We start from the raw sequence: 19,845 nt of genomic DNA, 5'->3' as shown, positions 1-19,845 counted from the left end.
TTCATCTTTTCAAAAACTCTTTTAACCATTGTGCACTCTTTTTCATAATTCTTTTTTGTGTGTTGTAATCTACGTAAACTATACCAAATCTTTTTGAATACCCATAAGCCCACTCAAAGTTATCAAGGAGCGACCAAATAAAATATCCTTTCAAATTAACACCAGCATTTATAGCTTCAAGTGCTTTTTCGAAGTGTTTCTCTAGGTATTCTATTCTGTAATCATCTATAACTTTACCGTTTTCAACTTTATCTGGTCCAGCCATACCATTTTCTGTTATGTAAAGTGGTAACCTATACCTTTCTTTGAGATAGATTAACATATCGAATAAACCTTGTGGATAAATTTCCCAACCCATTTCCGTCTTTGGTAAATCACCGCTAACATAAGAAAATTTCATTGGATTTGTTTCATCAAACACAACAAGAGTTCGAGTATAGTAGTTAACACCAAAGAAATCTATAGGTGTTGATATAATGTCAAAATCGTTATCAGGAACATTAAGCCCCATCTCAACGTAATTTTTAACAGCTTCTTCAGGATATTTTCCAAAGATAACAGGATCGTGGAACCATGCGTTGATTACTTTGTCAACCAAACTAGCTACAAAGAAACTTTCCGGTCTTGAATCACCTGGTTCCACTTTCATAACAACGTTCGTAAGTCCTATCTTTCCATCTCTTACCTCTTCTCTAAATGCTTGTACAGCATGCCCATGCGAACGCAAAAGATTATGTGCTGCTATCAAAGCCTCTTGCAAATTTTGATGACCTGGCGCATGTTCACCAGTAAAGTATCCAAGGAAAGATGAACACCATGGCTCGTTTAATGTAATCCAATGTTTTACCCTATCTCCAAGTTCATTAAACATGAGTGTTGCGTAGGCTCTAAAATACATTGCTATATCGTCGTTAAGCCATCCACCTTTCTCGTACAACGCGTAAGGCAAATCCCAGTGGTAAAGAGTAATAAATGGAATGATATCGTTTTCTAAAAGTTCATCCACTAGTCGATTGTAAAAATCGATACCTTTTTGATTATTGTTCTTTCCATCTGGCATAACTCTAGGCCAAGAAATTGAAAAACGATAAGCGTTAAGACCTATTTCCTTCATTATAGCTACATCTTCTTTAAATCTATGGTAATGGTCACAGGCAATATCACCAGTGTCACCGTTGAATGTTTTACCTGGTGTATGGGAAAAAACATCCCAAATAGATGGTCCTTTACCATCTTCCTTTGCCGCACCTTCTATTTGATACGCTGCAGTCGCTGTTCCAAACAAGAAATCTTTCGGAAAATCTGAACGTTTTATCATATTCTCACCCCCAATATCAAAAATCCAATAAGATCTAATTCTTTATTTCTAATCGTGCTGTTTGAAGCGCCAAATAAGCGTTTGCAATCGCTGAAAAACTACCAAAGAAAAGTACTATCGGTAACAAACTGTAAATAGCTTTCGAACTTATTAAAACACTACCAACAAAAAATTGTGTTATGTTATTCGCAACCATTCCTATTATACTTATACCTGTTATCCCAAATATTTTTGTTTTTGAAACCAAACTCTGTACCATGGCAGAAGCAATACTTCCAAAAAAACCCATAAAAAAACCTGGTGTGAATATGGTACCAGAGAGAATGGAGCCCAAAAGTGATTTTGAAACCGCAAGAAGTAAAGCATCTGATAAGGAACTATAATAAGATAGATATAAAACTATAAAATTTGAAAATCCCCACTTCCCACCAGGAACTGGAAACGGGATTATACCTTCAACAACATAAACAACACTACTAATCGCAATAAATAAGCCGAATATCACCACGTTTCGACGTCTATATTCTGATTTACCTTTTTGAATTCTATTATCGTTCTGTTGGGGACACATATTATACTTCCTCCAGGTTTAACTTTTCCGGTCTTTTCACATATTTTATCTGGGCAATTCGATTCCGTCACCCAAATAAAATTCCCATCATAGTGTAAAGTGGTTATATATTTACCATCTTCGTTATTAATTTTCCATTCACCTGGTTTATCAAAATAGTACGTCTCTTTTCCAGAAATTCTAACAACTACCCCTTTGTAATTATCGACTTTTCTAAAGATTTTACCTACTAAAAAAATAACCGCTATAGATAAAACAACCACAAAGATTACAAAATCCGCCTTTTTAAAATCCTTACGCATCTAATATTACTCCTTACTTAAAATATCCCCATCAATGACAACTTTATCAACAAAATTCGTTTGGAACATGTATGGTATATCAAGAAATTCGTTTGTATTCCATAAAATAAGATCCGCAGGATACCCAGGCTTTACAACTCCAGACTTTAAACCGAGCACGTATGCGCTATTCACAGTGTACGCATTTAAAACCTCCTCTGGTTCCATACTCAAAAATCTTATGGCAAGATGCATAACAAACGCTGGATTGTAAATAGGTGATGAACCGGGATTGAAATCCGAGCCCAACGCAACTCCTATACCACTATCGATAATTTTTCTCGCAGGTGCGTATGATTCACCAAGATAAAAACTCGTAGAAGGCATTAAAGTAACAAAAGTTTCATTCTCTGAAAGTACCCAAATATCTTCATCGTTTATTTTTAAAACATGGTCAACACTCACAGCTCCGATTTGCGTTCCGAATCTCGCCGCGCCAACGTTCTCAATTTCATCTGCGTGAAGCCTTATCTTAAAGCCCAAATTTTTCGCTTCAACAATAAAATCTTTGATTTCTTCAGGTAAGAATACCCCTTTATCAACAAACGCATCGACAAAATCCGCAAGCTCCTCTTTTTTAATTAACGTCAATATTGATTTCATATCAGAGATATACTCTTCCGTTGTCTTACCTGAATCGCTTCTTGGTCTTGCATGAAGCCCAAGAAACGTACCAACAATTTTATTTTTCATCTCATGATTAAGTTTTTTAATTACTCTAAGCTGCTTCAACTCATTTTCTATATCAAGCCCATAACCACTCTTGCACTCAATACCTATAACTCCGTGTTTCGTAAGTTCTTTGATTTGCTTTTTTCCTTGCTCAAATAATTCTGTTTCTGTACTTTTTCTAACTAATTCAGATGTAAAGTGAATACCTCCACCAGCTTTTAGTATCTCAATGTAACTCTTCCCACGTGCTCTCATCAAAAACTCTTTCGAACGTGAGCCCACAAATGGGATATGAGTGTGTGCATCAAAAAATCCAGGCGTTACCATCTTAGCTTTTATATCAGCATTTTTGTGTTTTCTTATATCGATAACGTTTTTACCTTCTATAACTATATCAACATCAAATAATTCCTCAATTTTTTTCATTTCTATGCCTTTAACTGGCTGCTTAATAGGGGTAATTAATCTTTCAGCATGAATCGTTAGCACATAGAACACCTCTTTAAACATTTTAACTATTTTGAACAATTAAATTTGTCGAAGTTCCCCAATTTTTATCAACATATCGAAAAGCTTTTTAAAGGCCACACTTCTATGACTAATTTTCTTCTTCACTTCTTCTCCGAGTTCTCCGAAAGTCTTATCGTATCCTGCTGGGATAAATATTGGATCATACCCAAATCCATGACTGCCACGTATTTCAGTTGCTATAGTTCCTTCAACAAAACCTTCTACGGAAATTAAGAATTTGTTTAATGGATTAAAATATGTAGCTGAGCAAACGAATCTTGCCTTCCTTTCTTCTGGTGTTCTAAAGTTTTTCATAAGTTGCAAAATACTTTCCATTTTCTCTACATAACTTGCATTTTCCATATACCTCGCAGACATAACTCCAGGAAAACCGTCCAGACTGTCAATAGATAAACCCGAATCATCAGCTATAACCGGTTGATCGATATGTTTTCCATACTCAATGGCTTTTATAACAGAATTTTCCAAAAAAGTCTCTCCGTCTTCAACAACGTCCATTTCTGTATCTATACTCAATAATTCAACAAAATCAGGTATAATCAATTTAATCTCATGTAATTTGTGCACATTTTTACTTGCCATGAAAATTTTAAAACCCAAACCAATCCCTCCACAAAATTATTTCATAAAATTATTAATTATTTAAGCAGTCGTTCTTTCAGAAATTTTAAGTACTTCTTTCAAATATCTTCCAGTCCAAGAATTATCACATTGCGCTATTTCTTCAGGTGTACCAGTTGCGACAATGTAACCTCCTTCTTCGCCACCTTCTGGTCCAAGGTCTATTATGTAATCTGCAGATTTTATAACATCTAAATTGTGCTCTATAACAATTACTGTATTACCCTTATCTACAAGTCTATTCAAAACTTCTATCAGTTTTTTCACATCGTCAAAATGTAATCCAACCGTTGGTTCGTCAAAAATATAAAGCGTTCTACCTGTTGCCTTCTTTCTTAATTCAGATGCAAGTTTAACTCTTTGAGCTTCACCACCGGAAAGAGTCGTTGCTGGTTGACCAAGTTTTATGTAACCTAACCCAACGTCTGATAATACTTGCAGTGTATCTCTTATTGCTGGTATATTTGCAAAAAATTCGAGAGCTTCATCCACAGTCATATTAAGCACATCGGCTATATTTTTCCCTTTATAGGTAACTTCAAGCGTTTCAGAATTATATCGTGAACCCTTACAAACATCGCATTCAATGTAAACTTCTGGTAAGAACATCATTTCAATTTTAACTACACCTTGCCCTCCGCAAGCTTCACATCTTCCACCTTTCACGTTAAAACTAAACCTTCCCTTGTCATATCCACGCGCTTTGGCTTCCGGAGTCATTGCGAATAAATCTCGAATAGCGTCAAAAACCTTTGTATACGTTGCCGGATTACTACGTGGTGTTCTTCCTATAGGTGATTGGTCTATCGCAATAATCTTATCGATTTCTTCAATTCCCTCTATTTTACTGTACTCACCCGTTTCGTATTTAGTTTTGTAAAGTTTGTTTGCTATCGCAGGATAAAGTGTATCTAAGATAAGTGAGCTTTTCCCAGAACCACTAACACCTGTAACAACTATGAAAGTCCCAAGTGGGAACTCTACTGTTATGTTTTTCAAGTTATTATGTCTTGCACCAATTAACTTTATAGATTTACCATTTCCTTTTCGCCTTTGATGTGGTATTTCTATCCTCATCTTACCTGATAAATACTTACCAGTTAAAGATTTATCTGATTTTATAATTTCTTCTACAGTACCAGCAAAGACAACCTCTCCACCGTTTACACCAGCGCGAGGCCCTATGTCTATAACATAATCTGCATTTTTTATAACATCTTCGTCATGTTCAACAACGAGAACTGTATTTCCAAGGTCACGAAGTTGCTTTAACATATTTATCAATCTATCATTATCTCTCTGATGCAATCCTATCGTAGGTTCATCTAAAACATATATAACGCCTGTCAGCTTTGAACCTATCTGCGTCGCCAAACGTATTCTTTGAGCTTCTCCACCAGATAGTGTACGCACGTTTCTTGAAAGTGATATATATCCTAAGCCAACTTGCTCAAGAAAGTCAAACCTTTTTTCTATTTCATTCAGCAACTCTTTTATAGCTTCGTATTGCTTAGGTGTTATAACCTCCGGTAACTTTCTTATAACCGCAAGTTCTTTGGAAATGGGTAATTCTGTAAAATCTATTATACTCAAACCGTTTATTGTTATACTCAATGCTTCCGGTCTCAATCTTTTACCTTTACACGACTGACAGGTTCGTTCAACAAAGAAATTCTCCACAAGCCACTCACGAGTCTCTTCCGAGGTATACTCTTCGTATCTTTCCTTGACAAGAGTAACTATACCTTCGAAATATTCAGTACCATACAAAATAGCTTCTTTAACTTCATCTGGTTGAGCAGAAAATGGTTTATTTAAATCACCATGGTACTCTCTAACAATTCTTTCAAGTCTTCTTGGAAGCCATCCATCCGCTTTATGACCAATCCTTAAACCCTCAATTACCGATTTGTCTTCTTCGAATAAAGAATCTTCATCTACTTCTAATTTAAAACCAAGGCCATGACAATCAGGACACGCACCATATGGACTGTTAAAAGAAAATAGTTTAGGTGTAATTTCGGGCATTGAGAAACCGCAAGATAGACAAGACAACTTTTCAGAGTAAAGATGTTCATGGCTCCCATCTTCTGTCTTCACTAAAACAAAACCATTACCTTCTTTAAGTGCAAGTTCAATTGACTGAAACAATCTATGCGGATCAGCTTCACTTAAATATATTCTGTCAATAACTAAATTAATATTGTGTCTAACATTTTTATTTAGCTCTGGCACTTCCTCGAGTCTGTAAATCTTTCCATCAACTTCCACTCTTGTATAACCGCGATTTATAAATTCGTTGAACTCTTCTTTGAAAGTCCCTTTTTTCTCACGAGCAATTGGGGAAAGAATTAAAACTCTTTTGTTTTCAAAATGTTTTTGCATATTATTTACAATTTCGTCTACGGACATCTTTTGTAATTCTCGCCCGCAATGTGGACAATGTGGAAGTCCTACTTGAGCGTATAGAACTCTTAGATAATCGTATATTTCAGTCACTGTTCCAACAGTCGACCTTGGATTGTGAGAAACACTTTTCTGGTCTATAGCTATAGATGGAGATAAACCTTCAATACTTTCAACATCTGGCTTCTTCAATTCACCTATAAACTGTCTTGCGTAAGTTGATAAACTTTCCAAATACCTTCTTTGTCCTTCAATAAAAATAGTATCCATTGCCAAAGAGCTCTTACCAGAACCCGAAAGCCCAGTAATGACAACGAGCTTGTTCTTCGGTATCTCCACATCGATACCTTTCAAGTTATGTACTCTTGCACCTTTTACAATGATTTTTTCCATTGTATTATCTTCTAAACCTCCTCGTTAAAACCGTCCCAAGCATCAAAAGCATAATTACTCCAAAAACTAAAGCTTCAACGCTCAGTGCTATTAACTTTCTCCTAACATCATCTACTGAAAGATAACCGTAAGCTCCCACTTGAAATGGGAAAAACCAAGTAATCGTCATTATTATAAACATGGTAACTATAGTTATAAAAGCGTTTCTAAACGCTGACCAAGTATCGTCTAAATCATCTGTAAGTCTATTTATTTTTACATTAAGTTCTTCTAAATCTTTTTCATACCTTTCAACATGAGATTCTATCTTATCAATAGTCTCTAACAGCTTCCTTTCGATCTCTTCACGCTCCATATAATCCCCCCTTGAAAAAGCTCAAAAAATTCAAATTACATCTTTAACATAGAATGTGCTATAGCAAAGTAAATCATTATTCCGCCAAGGTCCGCAATAGTTGTTATAAGTGGTCCAGACATCAAAGCTGGGTCAATATGTAAAAGTTTCCCAAAGAAAGGTAACATAGCTCCAACCACATTTGCAAAAACTATTATTAAGAAAAGAGAAATTGCCGCGGAAAAGTTAACAATGATATTGTTTGAAATCATGAATCCCCTTAAAAAGAGTGTTATACCAAGAATTACGCCTAAAAGTGCTCCAACATACAATTCCCTTAATAAAACTTTCCACCAGTCTTTGAGCTCAACTTCACCAAGTGCCATACTTCTTATTATTAACGTACTACTTTGACCTCCGGTATTACCTCCAGCATCAGCCATTGTGGTCATAAACGCCGCGACTATTGGTATTGCTGCAAGAAAATCTTCATATCTGTGAACTATAAATGCATTAACACTTTCTAAAAGTAATAATCCAACTAGCCAAGGGAGACGGTTCTTTATAAAAACAAGCGGCGATGTATGAAAGTAAGATGTTGTAGTTACATTCATACCAGCCATCCTGTGAATATCTTCCGTCGCCTCTTCTTCGATGATGTCTACGATATCATCTATAATTACCACGCCAACGAGTCTCATATCGTTATCAACAACAGCAATAGCATTCAAATCGTATCGTTTCATCAATTCCGCGACTTCTTCTTGGTCCGTTGTAGTTTTTACGTAAGGAGGATCTGGAGTGAATATCTCATCAACAAGTGTATCAGGTTCCGCAAATATCAAATCTTCCAAGCTAAGTGTACCAATCAAAGTCTTATCCTCTTCAACTACAAATATCGTGTATATTGTATCAGCGTCTTTTCCAAACTTGCGCACTTTTGCTAAAGCTTCTTCAACCGTCATGTTTCTTACTACATAGACGAAATATGGAGACATTAAACGACCCGCTGAGTTTTCAGGATAATTTAATATCTCTATCGTCTGTTCTCTTTCACTCTTTGGAAGGAAAGAAAGAAGCTTGGTAACAACATCGGCAGGAAGTTCATCAAAAAGTTCAGCACGATCCGAAGGGTCCATGTTCCTTATAATAGATTTTATCTCTTCATCTGTTAACATTCGTACAAGTTCAAGTTGTTCATCTGGCTCAAGTTTGGAAAAGACCTCCGCAGCTATATCTTTATGTAACAAGCGGAAGACAATAGCTTTTTCCGAGGTTTCAAGTTCTTCGATCATTTCATATACAACATTTGGATCTTGGTCTTCTAACAAAAGCTTTAACGTTCGAAAATCACCACGTTCGATGAGCTTTTTAATATCAACCTGGAGTTTGACCTTCATTCATAACAGACCTCCCCTTTTCAGTTTTTTGCTATGGTGGTTTTGTTGTAGAATTTGACGAATTACACGAATAACTCGGATATTCCACAGTTACTCACCGCCTTTCGCCCTCGTTTTGATTTTTAAGACAAAAGAAACCTAAAAAAATAAAAGCAAAAAACAAATTGCTTCTTTTAATTAATTATACCAAAATAATGGTACTTGTTACCCAAAGTTTCTTGAAGTTTTGGTTAAATAAAGTTTTAACTTTGTGTGTGAATGTATCTTATCTAAAAACTTCAAAAAACAAAACACAGTACAAATATAAAAAAACTTGTGATATAATTTATTAAAAACCATTTCACAAAAAATACTATTACAAACGGAGGGATATATACCATGAAAGAATACAAGCCACAAGAAATAGAAAGCAAGTGGCAGGGTGTTTGGTCTGAAAAAAAAGTTTTTGAAACTCCACAGTACTCGGATAAGAAAAAGTACTATGCGCTTGTAATGTTTCCATATCCTTCTGGAACACTACATGTTGGTCACGTAAAAAATTACGTTATCGGTGATATAGTCGCAAGATACAAAAGAATGCAAGGGTATAATGTTCTCCATCCATTTGGTTATGATGCTTTTGGATTGCCTGCGGAAAATGCTGCTATTGCTCACAAAATACATCCGAAAAAATGGACGTTGGACAATATCAATGTGATTCGTGGCCAAATAAAGAAAATAGGAATAAGTTACGATTGGAATAGAGAAGTAATAACCTGTACGGAAGATTACTACAAATGGACCCAGTGGGTATTCTTAAAATTATACGAAGCTGGCTTAGCATATAAGAAACCTGGTGCTGTAAATTGGTGTCCAAGTTGTCAAACAGTTCTTGCGAACGAACAGGTAAAAGACGGAAAATGTGAAAGATGCGGTACAACAGTTACAATGAAATATCTTGAACAATGGTATTTCAAAATAACAGACTACGCCGAAAAATTGTTGGAAGGTTTAGATAGATTACCGGGATGGCCAGAACATGTTAAAACAATGCAGAGAAACTGGATAGGTAAAAGTACCGGTGCTGAAGTTGATTTCCCAGTAGATGGAATGGATAGAAAAATAAGAATATTTACAACCAGACCGGATACGATTTACGGTGTCACATTTATGGCAATTGCCCCAGAATCACCACTTGTAATGGAGTTGGTCACTGAAGATAAAAAGAAGGAAGTCGAAGAATTTTTAGCGAAAGTAGCTCTTGAAGATAGATTCAAAAGAACGAGCGTTGAGGCCAAAAAAGAAGGCGTATTCTTAGGAAGATACGCGATAAATCCTTTAACAAACGAAAAAATACCAATTTATGTCGCAAATTATATACTTTACGAATATGGGACAGGTGCTATCATGGCTGTCCCAGCACACGACCAAAGGGACTATGATTTTGCGAAAACTTATAATTTGCCAATAAAGCAGGTCATAAAACCAAAAGATGGCGAATGGAATATAAACGAAAGACCTTACGAAGAAGAAGGAATAATGATTAATAGTGGCCCATTTGATGGACTTGAAAGTTCAAAGGGTATTGAAGAAGTAACGAAATACATTGAAGAGAAAGGTTTTGGAAAAAAGAGTGTTCAATACAAGCTTAGAGATTGGCTTATCTCAAGACAAAGATACTGGGGTGCTCCTATTCCCATTGTTTACTGTGAAAAATGTGGTATAGTACCTGTCCCAGAAAAAGATTTACCCGTGAGACTTCCAGAAAATGTCGAATTTTTACCAACGGGACAATCACCATTAACATTGAGCGAAGAATTCAAACATACAACATGTCCAAAATGTGGAGGACCAGCTCATAGAGAAGTGGAAACGATGGATACATTTGTCGATAGTTCTTGGTATTTCCTCAGATATGTCAACCCAAAATTAGACGACAAGCCATTTGAATCAGATGATGTGAACTATTGGTTACCTGTTGACCAATACATAGGCGGCGTTGAACATGCAGTTCTCCACCTTCTCTACTCAAGGTTCATAACAAAAGTACTTCACGACCTCGGATACCTGAAATTCGATGAACCATTTGAAAATCTCTTCACACAAGGGATGATTTACAAAGATGGTTGGAAGATGAGCAAATCGAAGGGAAACGTTGTGTCACCTGACGATATGATAAACAAGTACGGTGCAGATACACTGAGAATGTACATACTATTTATGGCACCACCTGAAAAGGATGCGGAATGGAATGATGCAGGCATCGACGGAGTAAATAGGTTCATAAAGAGGTTGTGGAACAATTACTACAAAATATTAGACATAATAAACAACAATGACACAGAAAATGAAAATGAATTTGGAAAAGAAGAGAAAAACCTTAGAAGAAAATTACACGCAATGATAAAGAAAATAAAAGAAGACATCGAAGGTGGATTTAAATTTAATACGGCAATCGCTGGCCTTATGGAATTCAACAACCAACTTTCAGATTACCTTGAAAACACAAAGTCACCTAATAAAAAACTTTTAAGAGAAATTGCAGAAAAGGTTGTTTTGATATTATCACCATTTGCGCCACATATGGCAGAGGAAATGTGGCATGACCTTGGCAAAGAAACACTTATTGTCGAAGAAAAATGGCCTGAGTACGATCCAGAAGCCCTAAAGGAAGATGAATTAACTATCGTTATTCAAGTAAATGGTAAAGTTAGAGGTAAAATTACAGTTCCAGCGGATGCTTCTGAAGAAGAAATCAAAAACAGAGCTGTTGAAAATGCTGGTAAATTACTCGAAGGAAAGACTATAGTTAATACCATATATGTCAAAGGAAAATTGGTTAACATAGTAATCAAATAAAAGACTGATAAATATTTAATCAAAAGTGTAAAGGGGGGCTTAATGTGAAAAAAGTATCTGTTTTTCTAGTTTTATTGATAAGTCTTTTTGCTTTCGCTCAGCAAGAGGTTGTAGCAATTGTAAATGGTCGTAATATAACAATGGATGAGTGGAACAGAGAGGCAAATGTGCAGAAACTTCTGTTAGAAATTCAAAATTCAAACGAAACATTCTATCAAATACTTATGACAACGCAAGAAGGTCTTGTTTTGATTGAAAAATACAAACTTAAGGTGCTAGATACATTGATAAGAAAAATAGCCTTCATACAATTTGCTGAAAGTTTAAAAGTTCAGCCTGATCCACAAACTGTTAAAAACGATGTCGACAACGAAATTAAAAAGATGCTGAACGATCTGAAAATGACTGAAGCTCAGTTAAACGATTATTTAATTCAGCTTGGAATGGGGCAATTGGAAGATTTTAGGCAAAAACTTTATTTACAGCGAACTTACTCATTATCTCTAGCAAATGTGTATACATACTATTTGAAAACTGCAACGGTTTCGGAAGAAGAAATAAAAGCTTATTACGAAAAAAACAAGGCAAAATACACCGTACCTACACAGTACGACTTGCTTATTTTCAAAACGAAAGATAAGGCCATGGCTGATAGTATACGTCAAGATGTAGCAAAAAATATTTCGGTTGAAGAAATATCAAAAAAATATAATCTAAGTCCACATGTTAATGGCTTAGTAACACAAGGTGATATGGAAAAAATTCCACAAAACTTGTGGGTTATAATCACAAGCGTTCCAAAGGGAACTATACTACCTGCACAATTAATAAATAACGAATACTATATCATAAGGGTAAGAGATGTAAAACCAGGTAGTCAAAAATCTTTAGATGAAGTGAAAGAAGAAATTAAGAAGGAACTTGTCTCAACTAAACAAGAAGAAGTAAAAGATAAAGTCGCAAAAGATTTTGAAGATTTCTTGAAAAAATCCAAAATAGAAGTCAAATACAAAAGCCAGATTGTTAAGTAATTTTTAGAAACAACAATTATAAACTTAATAAATTTACTCGAATTGGACTTGGTGTAAATAATGAATACTAATAGCTCTCAAGAAAAAACTTTTGAAAAAACATTTTTAAGAAGAATAACGATCTCAATAATTGGTATTCTTGTTGTATTCTTAGTAGGGACTTTCTATTATTTTTTCTTCGAAAAGTACTCACTCTTAGAGTCGATCTTTTTTACTGCTATAACACTTTCAACAGTTGGGTACGGAATACCAAGGGAATTATCTGCATTTGGCAAGATATTCACAATATTTCTTATTTTAATAGGTTTATCTTTCGTTCTGTACAGTATATCTTATATAACAGCCATACTCGTTGAAGGCGAACTTAACAAATTTTTTAAAACGAAAAGAATTGAAAGAAGGGTATCAAAGATGAAAAACCATATCATAGTAGTTGGTGTTGGAAATATCGGCACGCATGTCGTCAACCAACTATTAAGGTACGATGAAAAAGTTGTAGCTATAGATAAAGCAGTAAATGAAAATGCATTTTTTGAAAGAATACATGGTAATAAAGAAAAACTAATACTAATAAATGGTGATGCCACAAACGAAGAAACTCTTTTAAAAGCAGGAATTCGCGAAGCTCGAGCGCTCATAACTACTCTTCCGGACGATTCGCTAAACGTATTTGTTGCGTTAACTGCTAAGAATTTGAACAATAAAATTTATATCGTATCTAACATAAATAATCTTGCTAATTTAACAAAGTTCATTTACGCAGGAGTTGATTATCCAATAGCCACAGCAGAAATAGCGAGTATTAGAATTGTTGAAACGGTGATTGGAAACAAGCCTAAAGAAAACGTTATTGACATTCTTAATATAAAAGATAAGACTTTCAGGGTAGAAATTGTAGATGTCGAGAACACAAAACTTTCCGGTGGAAAAATTGAAGATTTAAAGTTAAAAGAAAAATACAACATTTTTATCGTAGGTGTTATAAACAACGAAAAATTTTTAATGGGACCGTCAAAAGACTATATTATAAATCCAAAAGATAAAATAATATTATTTGGTGAAAGTTCTGGACTTGAAAATTTTAGGAAGGATTTTCTACAATAATCAAAGTTCAAAGAATAAGGAGGGCAAACACATGAAACTTAAAACAATGACTATGGAATGGACTGGAGATAGTCTAATACTTATTGACCAGAGAAGATTGCCATTTGAAGAAGTTTATGTGACTTGCGCAGATTACAGGGCTGTCGCCCTTTCAATAAAAGAAATGGTTGTTAGGGGTGCACCAGCTATAGGTGCCACAGCAGCTTTCGGTTATGTTCTTGGTGCAAAGGAAATACTTAAAAAAAGTCATAATTACGAACAAGTGGTAATGCAGATGAAAAATGTAAAAGAAACACTTGCAAAAACAAGGCCAACGGCAGTTAATCTTTTCTGGGCTCTTGAACGAATGGAGAAAAGATTAATTCAACACGGAAAATACGAAGGACTCGTGAAAGTATTAGAAGATGAGGCATTAAAAATCGCAAAAGAAGACATTGAAGTCAATAAAGCAATAGGAAGAAACGGTGCACAATTACTCCAAGATGGTTTTACAGTATTAACCCATTGCAACGCAGGCGCACTCGCTACCGTCGATTATGGTACAGCGCTTGGTGTTCTTAGAGCAGCAAAGGAACAAGGTAAAAAGATTAAAGTGTACGCGGATGAGACAAGACCATATCTCCAAGGTGCACGCCTAACAGCTTGGGAATTAATGAAAGATGGTTTCGATGTAACATTAATTAGCGATAACATGGCTGGTTGGGTTATGAAGCAAGGAAAGATAAATGCTGTTATAGTTGGTGCAGATAGAATAGCTGCAAATGGTGATGTTGCTAACAAGATAGGAACATATATGGTCGCTGTTTTGGCAAACAGACATGGTATACCATTTTACGTTGCCGCTCCATTGAGCACAATTGATATGTCAATAAAAAGTGGAAAAGAAATTCCAATTGAAGAACGGTCACATGAAGAAGTTTTAACTTGTGGTGGGAAGAGAGTTGCACCAAATAACGTAAACGTTTATAACCCCGCTTTCGATGTGACCGACCATGAATTGGTAACTGCCATAATAACAGAAAAAGGTGTTGTTTATCCACCATACGAAGAGAACATTAAAAAATTATTTGAGGAGGGAATTTAATGATAGATTTAAAACTTTTAAGAAAAGATCCACAGCATTTTTACGAAGCTCTCAAGAAACGAAATTATTCAACTGACATAATTGATGAAATAGTTAATTTAGACAAAGAATGGCGAAATCAACTAAACATTGTCAATAATCTCAAAGCAAAAAGAAACGAACTTTCAAAACTCGTCGCAAGGTATAAAGCAGAGGGTAAAAACCAAGAAGCGGAAGAAATCATTGCAGAGAGTAAAAAAATAGGTGAAGAAATAGCACAATATGAAGGTAAACAAAAGGAATTAGAAGAGAAAATGTACAATCTCGCATTGTACATTCCTAATCCTCCACACGAAAGCGTACCTGTAGGAAAAGACGAAACAGAGAATGTTGAAATAAGACGCTGGGGAGAACCAAGAAAATTTGACTTTGAGCCAAAAGCACATTGGGACCTTGGTCCTGAACTTGGCATGCTTGACTTCGATAGAGGTTCAAAACTCAGTGGCTCAAGGTTCACAGTTATGTTTGGAGCAATTGCAAAACTTGAAAGGGCAATTGCTCAATTTATGCTTGATGTACATACAAAGAATGGATATATCGAAGTCAATGTGCCACATCTTGTAAAAAGAGAAACAATTACCGCAACTGGTCAACTTCCAAAGTTCTCTGAAGAACTTTACACATGTGAGAGAGACGACCTTTTCTTAATTCCAACTGCGGAAGTCTCACTTGCAGCACTGCATATAGATGAAATTCTTGAGGAAAATAAATTGCCTAAAAAATATACAGCATTTACACCATGTTACAGAAGAGAAGCAGGAAGCTATGGTAAAGATGTTAGAGGATTGATAAGACAACACCAATTTGAAAAAGTTGAACTTGTTTGGTACACAACACCAGAACGTTCTTTTGAAGATTTGGAACAGCTAACACAAGACGCGGAAAGAATACTTCAACTTCTCGGATTACCTTACAGAGTAGTTACATTATGTACAGGTGATCTTGGTTTTGCCGCAGCCAAAACATATGATATCGAGGTATGGTTGCCATCGTATAATTCTTACAAAGAAATCTCCTCGTGTAGTAACGTTACTGATTTCCAAGCAAGAAGAGGAAATATAAGATATAGAGCAAAAGATGGAAAACTAAACTATGTTCACACACTTAACGGTTCAGGACTAGCAATAGGAAGAACACTTGTAGCTATAATGGAAAATTACCAAAATCCAGATGGAACGATAACTATACCGGAAGTTCTAAGACCATATATGGGAACAGATATAATAAAGCCTATGGAGTAAAAGTGGGCGAATTCAAAAATAAAAGAATACGAAAGGTGTGGATTAATGCTTGATTTCTCAGCGAAACGAGAATTATTGGACAAAGTAAAAAATATGAATTACGATGAGCTATATGAATTTTCTGAAAAGATAAGAAATTATATGATAGATGTCGTCTCAAAAAACGGTGGGCATCTTGCAAGTAATCTCGGCACAGTGGAGTTAACAATTGCTCTTTACCGTGTCTTTGATCCATTTGAAGACTATATAATTTGGGATACAGGTCATCAAGCATATACTCATAAACTGTTAACTGGTCGTTGGGAAGAATTCAAAACATTAAGGAAATTCGGAGGTATCTCCGGATTTACTAATATATTCGAAGATTCAGTTGATAGATTCGGCGCTGGGCATGTTGGTACTTCTATAGCAGCTGCATTAGGAATCGAAAAAGCACTTAATTTATCGAAAAAAGAAGCCAATGTTGTTGTTGTAATTGGTGACGGGGCACTTACAAGTGGACAAGCTCTTGAAGCTTTAAATCAAGTAAAGAGTCAAAATTCGAAAATAAAAATAATATTAAATTCAAATGGTATGAGTATAGCAAAGAACGTCGGCGGCTTATCTATACTTCTTGAGTCACTAAGAACCAGCAAGTTATATATAACATTAAAAGAAAGAATAAAAAAAGGTATGAATGAAGGAGTCGAATTTGAATTAAAAAAGATAAAAGAAGCGCTAAAAGTAGCATTAGTTGGTGAAGACTTCTTCGAATCAATAGGCCTTAAACATTTCGGTCCTATAGATGGCCATGATATAAGAACACTTGAAGAGGCTCTAAAACAAATAAAAGCATATCCTTATCCAACAGTTCTCACAGTTTTTACAACAAAAGGGAAAGGTTACCATTACTCAGAAGCTAATCCAACAAAATACCATGGTGTGGAAAAATTTGATCCCGATACTGGATACTTTGAAAAACCAGAGAATTCATACTCATATAGTGAGGTTTTTGGAAAAACATTGGTTAAGATAGCTGAAGAAGACGACAAGGTGGTTGCACTTACAGCCGCGATGCCTGATGGCACAGGTTTAACACCATTTTCAAAAGAATTTCCAGACAGGTTTGTAGACCTTGGAATAACCGAACAGTCAGTTGTTACATACGCTGGCGGTCTATCAACAATTGGGTATAAACCCGTTGTTGCTATATATTCGACATTTTTGCAAAGAGCGTACGACCAAATAATTCACGACATAGCTCTTCAAAATTTAAATGTTTTATTCGCAATAGACAGAGCAGGACTTGTTGGAACAGATGGACCAACTCACCACGGTGTTTTTGATATATGTTATTTAAAATCAATCCCAAATATGAAAATATTAACTCCGATTGATGCAAAAGATTTGGCTAATATGTTGTACATAGTAATCAAACAACGCAATAAATACAATGGTCCCATCGCAATAAGGTACCCACGCGATGTAGAATTTGGAAATTTAGACGAAATTTATGGTAAAATAGAATATGAAAGTCCATTTAAATGGAAATATATTAACATTGGAAAAGATATAGCACTGTTAAGTGTTGGAACACTCACAAAAGAGTATATAGAGATGTGTAAAGAAAAAAATTGGACATTAGTTGGTGTTAGAAGTGTGAAACCCCTGGATGAAGAGTCATTAAAAGAAATAATTTCAAATCATAGTTTTATCTTCACAATTGAAGAAGGTATGATTAATGGTGGCTTTGGAGAAAGTGTTCTAAGTTATATCAACGAAAATCTTTCTGATGAAATTACCAATGTAAAGATTAAAAATATAGGCATTAAAGACGAATTTATAACTCATGGTACCCGCTATGAACTCATCAAGTTAGTTGGACTAGATAGTGAAAGCATTAAAAAATATGTTGAAAAATACGTAGAAAAATTCGATTTGAAAGGAGTGAAAAGACTATGAAATTTCAAACAGAATACGGTGAAGTTGAAATAACAGTTAATGCGCTAAGAAAATTGACATACTTAGCAGTTATGGAAACTTACGGACCTATAAGTATAGGTTCAGATAATTGGTTCTCGAAATGGTTTTCTTCTGAAGAAGGAAAGATAAAAGTCGAAGAAGATGAATACGGCCACATAAATATTGATATTTTTGTCGAGGTAGAATACGGCACAAAGGTAACAGAGGTAGGAAGAAACATCGAAGAAAACGTAAGGCACAAACTGCAATATTTAGCGAATTGTGAGAACGTAGACGTCAACGTTCACATCATAGGTGTGAAGTAATAACGGTAAGCGAAATGAGGTGGTAATTTGACGACAGTAATAAATGGTGCAGAAATGAAAGGCATCTTTATGAAAGGTGCCGAAAATTTGTTGTCTCATAGGGATGAAATTAACGCACTTAATGTATTTCCTGTGCCAGATGGTGATACAGGCTCAAACATGAGCTCAACAATGCTTGAGGCATGTAAGTATCTTGAAAACATAACTGACACAAAGTTAAAAAACGTACTTGATGCCATAAAAAAGGGCACCTTGATGGGAGCAAGGGGAAATTCAGGTGTTATACTCTCTCAAATATTTAGAGGTTTTTGTGAGACTTTAGATAAAAAAAACAAATTAACAGTTTCAGATTTCGTCAAAGGCATAAAAGGCGCTAAAGAAATTGCGTATAAAGCTGTTTTGAGACCAGTGGAAGGGACTATTCTCACAGTTGTCAGAATTTTAGATGAGCATTCGAAGGAATTATCAACACTTGAAAGTTTTGAAGAGCTTTTTGAAAAAATGGAAGAAATATCATTCGATGCAGTTAAAAAGACACCTTCTCTGCTTCCAAAGTTAAGAGAAGCAAATGTTGTTGATGCAGGAGCTAAGGGACTTTACTATATTATTCAAGGGTTTAAAATGTATATTCTTGGTGATAAAAAAATAAACCTTGAGGGAGTAGAAACGAGGCCAGCTGATGAAATATCAATAGCTCTTGAAGAACTTAAGTTCCAATATTGTACAGAGCTTATATTGCAATCTAGGAAAAAAATAAACGAAGACGATAAGCAAAAAATGGAATCATATTTAAACGAAATCGGGGATTCTGTGGTATTTTTTGTGCAAGATGACATAATAAAATTGCATGTTCACACAAATAATCCAGGTAGTGTAATTGAAAAGTTCCTTGAGTACGGTGACCTTGTAAAAGTTAAAATAGACAATATGAAGATGCAACACGAACATGTGGTAGGAGAATATACAAAAAAAGAAAGGAAAAAAATCGGTTTCGTCTCAGTTTCACCGGGTAATGGGTTATCAAAAGTACTCAAAGACTTGGGAGTAGATGAAATCATATCCGGTGGGCAATCAATGAATCCCAGCATGGCGGATATATTGAATGGAATTAGGAGAGTCAACGCAGAAAACGTAATAGTATTCCCAAACAATGCTAATATCATACTTGCTGCAGAACAAGCTTCCAAAGTTGCTGAAAGTGAAGGTATAAAGGTTTATGTAATCAAATCAAGAAATGTACAGGAAAATATAATGGCAATGATTTATAGAACAGGCGAAGAGATTGAAGATATAGTCAAAAGCATAAGTGAAAGTATAGCGAAAACTATAGCGATTTCAATAACCATAGCGGTTAGAGATTCAAAATATGCCGGAGAAAAAATAAAGAAAAACGAATATCTTGGATTTATTGGAAAAGAGCTTGTAGCACATCACAGAAACTTGGTGAATGTCCTTGATAAGATATACCAAAAGTGTAATTTACAGGAACGAGAAATACTCACTGTATTTATAGGCTCAGATGCCACCCCAATAGAACAGAGTATCGTTGAAAAATACACAAAGAAAAAATATCCGAATATCCAAATTGAATTTCTTGATGGTGGTCAACCACATTACCCATTTTTAATGATGGTTGAATGATTTTTGAAAGGAG

The 19,845-nt window shown here is 35.2% G+C and carries 16 protein-coding genes; 8 read left to right on the top strand and 8 right to left on the bottom strand.

The features are described from left to right. Position 1 precedes the first annotated feature (1 nt). Genes AS161_RS02205 through mgtE form a run of 8 tightly spaced genes read right to left on the bottom strand, consistent with a single transcriptional unit; the run spans position 2 to position 8,587 of the window. Positions 2 to 1,318: a GH1 family beta-glucosidase gene (locus AS161_RS02205; protein ID WP_164541639.1), complete on the bottom strand. Its 1,317-nt coding sequence runs from the start codon at positions 1,316 to 1,318 to the stop codon at positions 2 to 4. A gap of 34 nt (positions 1,319 to 1,352) precedes the next feature. Further along, positions 1,353 to 1,889: a Gx transporter family protein gene (locus tag AS161_RS02200; RefSeq protein ID WP_238374584.1), complete on the bottom strand. Its 537-nt coding sequence runs from the start codon at positions 1,887 to 1,889 to the stop codon at positions 1,353 to 1,355. Next, positions 1,820 to 2,191 (bottom strand): NusG domain II-containing protein, encoded by a 372-nt coding sequence (locus AS161_RS02195; RefSeq protein WP_011994676.1) that lies wholly within the window; start codon positions 2,189 to 2,191, stop codon positions 1,820 to 1,822. Before AS161_RS02195 ends, AS161_RS02200 begins: the two co-directional genes overlap by 70 nt. 6 nt (positions 2,192 to 2,197) lie before the next feature. Next, positions 2,198 to 3,391 carry an imidazolonepropionase gene (gene hutI, locus AS161_RS02190; RefSeq protein ID WP_011994675.1) on the bottom strand — a complete coding sequence of 398 codons (1,194 nt, stop codon included), beginning with the start codon at positions 3,389 to 3,391 and terminating at the stop codon, positions 2,198 to 2,200. Between the two features lie 39 nt (positions 3,392 to 3,430). Next, positions 3,431 to 4,015 carry an RdgB/HAM1 family non-canonical purine NTP pyrophosphatase gene (gene rdgB / locus AS161_RS02185; RefSeq protein WP_164541694.1) on the bottom strand — a complete coding sequence of 195 codons (585 nt, stop codon included), beginning with the start codon at positions 4,013 to 4,015 and terminating at the stop codon, positions 3,431 to 3,433. Positions 4,016 to 4,075: 60 nt separating this feature from the next. Beyond that, on the bottom strand, positions 4,076 to 6,853 hold the full coding sequence (uvrA, locus tag AS161_RS02180) for an excinuclease ABC subunit UvrA (RefSeq protein ID WP_164541638.1): 2,778 nt from the start codon (positions 6,851 to 6,853) through the stop codon (positions 4,076 to 4,078). A gap of 4 nt (positions 6,854 to 6,857) precedes the next feature. Continuing rightward, the gene (locus AS161_RS02175; RefSeq protein ID WP_164541637.1) at positions 6,858 to 7,208 is read right to left on the bottom strand and encodes a hypothetical protein; all 351 of its coding nucleotides are present in this window, start codon (positions 7,206 to 7,208) and stop codon (positions 6,858 to 6,860) included. Between the two features lie 35 nt (positions 7,209 to 7,243). Continuing rightward, positions 7,244 to 8,587, bottom strand: coding sequence for a magnesium transporter (gene mgtE, locus AS161_RS02170; RefSeq protein ID WP_164541636.1), 1,344 nt, complete (start codon positions 8,585 to 8,587; stop codon positions 7,244 to 7,246). Between the two features lie 378 nt (positions 8,588 to 8,965). Here mgtE and leuS point away from each other — a divergent pair, with 378 nt between their 5' ends. From leuS to AS161_RS02130, 8 genes are all read left to right on the top strand, one after another. Beyond that, entirely contained in the window at positions 8,966 to 11,425 is a 2,460-nt protein-coding gene (gene leuS, locus AS161_RS02165; protein ID WP_164541635.1) for a leucine--tRNA ligase, read from the top strand. A gap of 44 nt (positions 11,426 to 11,469) precedes the next feature. Continuing rightward, the gene (locus tag AS161_RS02160; RefSeq protein WP_164541634.1) at positions 11,470 to 12,456 is read left to right on the top strand and encodes a peptidylprolyl isomerase; all 987 of its coding nucleotides are present in this window, start codon (positions 11,470 to 11,472) and stop codon (positions 12,454 to 12,456) included. Between the two features lie 60 nt (positions 12,457 to 12,516). Next, complete coding sequence (locus AS161_RS02155) at positions 12,517 to 13,560, top strand: potassium channel protein (protein ID WP_241241313.1); 1,044 nt, start codon at positions 12,517 to 12,519, stop codon at positions 13,558 to 13,560. A gap of 31 nt (positions 13,561 to 13,591) precedes the next feature. Further along, the gene (gene mtnA / locus AS161_RS02150; RefSeq protein WP_164541633.1) at positions 13,592 to 14,644 is read left to right on the top strand and encodes an S-methyl-5-thioribose-1-phosphate isomerase; all 1,053 of its coding nucleotides are present in this window, start codon (positions 13,592 to 13,594) and stop codon (positions 14,642 to 14,644) included. Continuing rightward, positions 14,644 to 15,924, top strand: a complete 1,281-nt coding sequence (serS, locus tag AS161_RS02145) for a serine--tRNA ligase (RefSeq protein ID WP_011994666.1) — start codon at positions 14,644 to 14,646, stop codon at positions 15,922 to 15,924. Before mtnA ends, serS begins: the two co-directional genes overlap by 1 nt. A gap of 45 nt (positions 15,925 to 15,969) precedes the next feature. Beyond that, on the top strand, positions 15,970 to 17,865 hold the full coding sequence (gene dxs, locus AS161_RS02140) for a 1-deoxy-D-xylulose-5-phosphate synthase (protein WP_164541632.1): 1,896 nt from the start codon (positions 15,970 to 15,972) through the stop codon (positions 17,863 to 17,865). Further along, the gene (locus AS161_RS02135) at positions 17,862 to 18,191 is read left to right on the top strand and encodes an Asp23/Gls24 family envelope stress response protein (protein ID WP_011994664.1); all 330 of its coding nucleotides are present in this window, start codon (positions 17,862 to 17,864) and stop codon (positions 18,189 to 18,191) included. Before dxs ends, AS161_RS02135 begins: the two co-directional genes overlap by 4 nt. 69 nt (positions 18,192 to 18,260) lie before the next feature. Beyond that, positions 18,261 to 19,832, top strand: a complete 1,572-nt coding sequence (locus AS161_RS02130) for a DAK2 domain-containing protein (RefSeq protein WP_206518747.1) — start codon at positions 18,261 to 18,263, stop codon at positions 19,830 to 19,832. The last annotated feature ends 13 nt before the right edge of the window (positions 19,833 to 19,845 follow it).

This window comes from Fervidobacterium sp. 2310opik-2, assembly GCF_011057735.1.
Taxonomy (GTDB): Bacteria; Thermotogota; Thermotogae; order Thermotogales; family Fervidobacteriaceae; genus Fervidobacterium; species Fervidobacterium nodosum.
The sequence above is the reverse complement of the archived record's forward strand: the minus strand, read 5'-3'. Positions and strand labels throughout refer to the sequence as shown.

What these genes read in the sequence shown, in the direction of transcription:
- rdgB (WP_164541694.1), bottom strand. Translation starts at nt 4,015, where the DNA reads ATGGCAAGTAAAAATGTGCACAAATTACATGAGATTAAATTGATTATA.
- uvrA (WP_164541638.1), bottom strand. Translation starts at nt 6,853, where the DNA reads ATGGAAAAAATCATTGTAAAAGGTGCAAGAGTACATAACTTGAAAGGT.
- AS161_RS02155 (WP_241241313.1), top strand. Translation starts at nt 12,517, where the DNA reads ATGAATACTAATAGCTCTCAAGAAAAAACTTTTGAAAAAACATTTTTA.
- mgtE (WP_164541636.1), bottom strand. Translation starts at nt 8,587, where the DNA reads ATGAAGGTCAAACTCCAGGTTGATATTAAAAAGCTCATCGAACGTGGT.
- AS161_RS02175 (WP_164541637.1), bottom strand. Translation starts at nt 7,208, where the DNA reads ATGGAGCGTGAAGAGATCGAAAGGAAGCTGTTAGAGACTATTGATAAG.
- dxs (WP_164541632.1), top strand. Translation starts at nt 15,970, where the DNA reads ATGCTTGATTTCTCAGCGAAACGAGAATTATTGGACAAAGTAAAAAAT.
- AS161_RS02135 (WP_011994664.1), top strand. Translation starts at nt 17,862, where the DNA reads ATGAAATTTCAAACAGAATACGGTGAAGTTGAAATAACAGTTAATGCG.
- AS161_RS02205 (WP_164541639.1), bottom strand. Translation starts at nt 1,318, where the DNA reads ATGATAAAACGTTCAGATTTTCCGAAAGATTTCTTGTTTGGAACAGCG.
- leuS (WP_164541635.1), top strand. Translation starts at nt 8,966, where the DNA reads ATGAAAGAATACAAGCCACAAGAAATAGAAAGCAAGTGGCAGGGTGTT.
- AS161_RS02200 (WP_238374584.1), bottom strand. Translation starts at nt 1,889, where the DNA reads ATGTGTCCCCAACAGAACGATAATAGAATTCAAAAAGGTAAATCAGAA.
- AS161_RS02130 (WP_206518747.1), top strand. Translation starts at nt 18,261, where the DNA reads ATGAAAGGTGCCGAAAATTTGTTGTCTCATAGGGATGAAATTAACGCA.
- AS161_RS02195 (WP_011994676.1), bottom strand. Translation starts at nt 2,191, where the DNA reads ATGCGTAAGGATTTTAAAAAGGCGGATTTTGTAATCTTTGTGGTTGTT.
- serS (WP_011994666.1), top strand. Translation starts at nt 14,644, where the DNA reads ATGATAGATTTAAAACTTTTAAGAAAAGATCCACAGCATTTTTACGAA.
- mtnA (WP_164541633.1), top strand. Translation starts at nt 13,592, where the DNA reads ATGAAACTTAAAACAATGACTATGGAATGGACTGGAGATAGTCTAATA.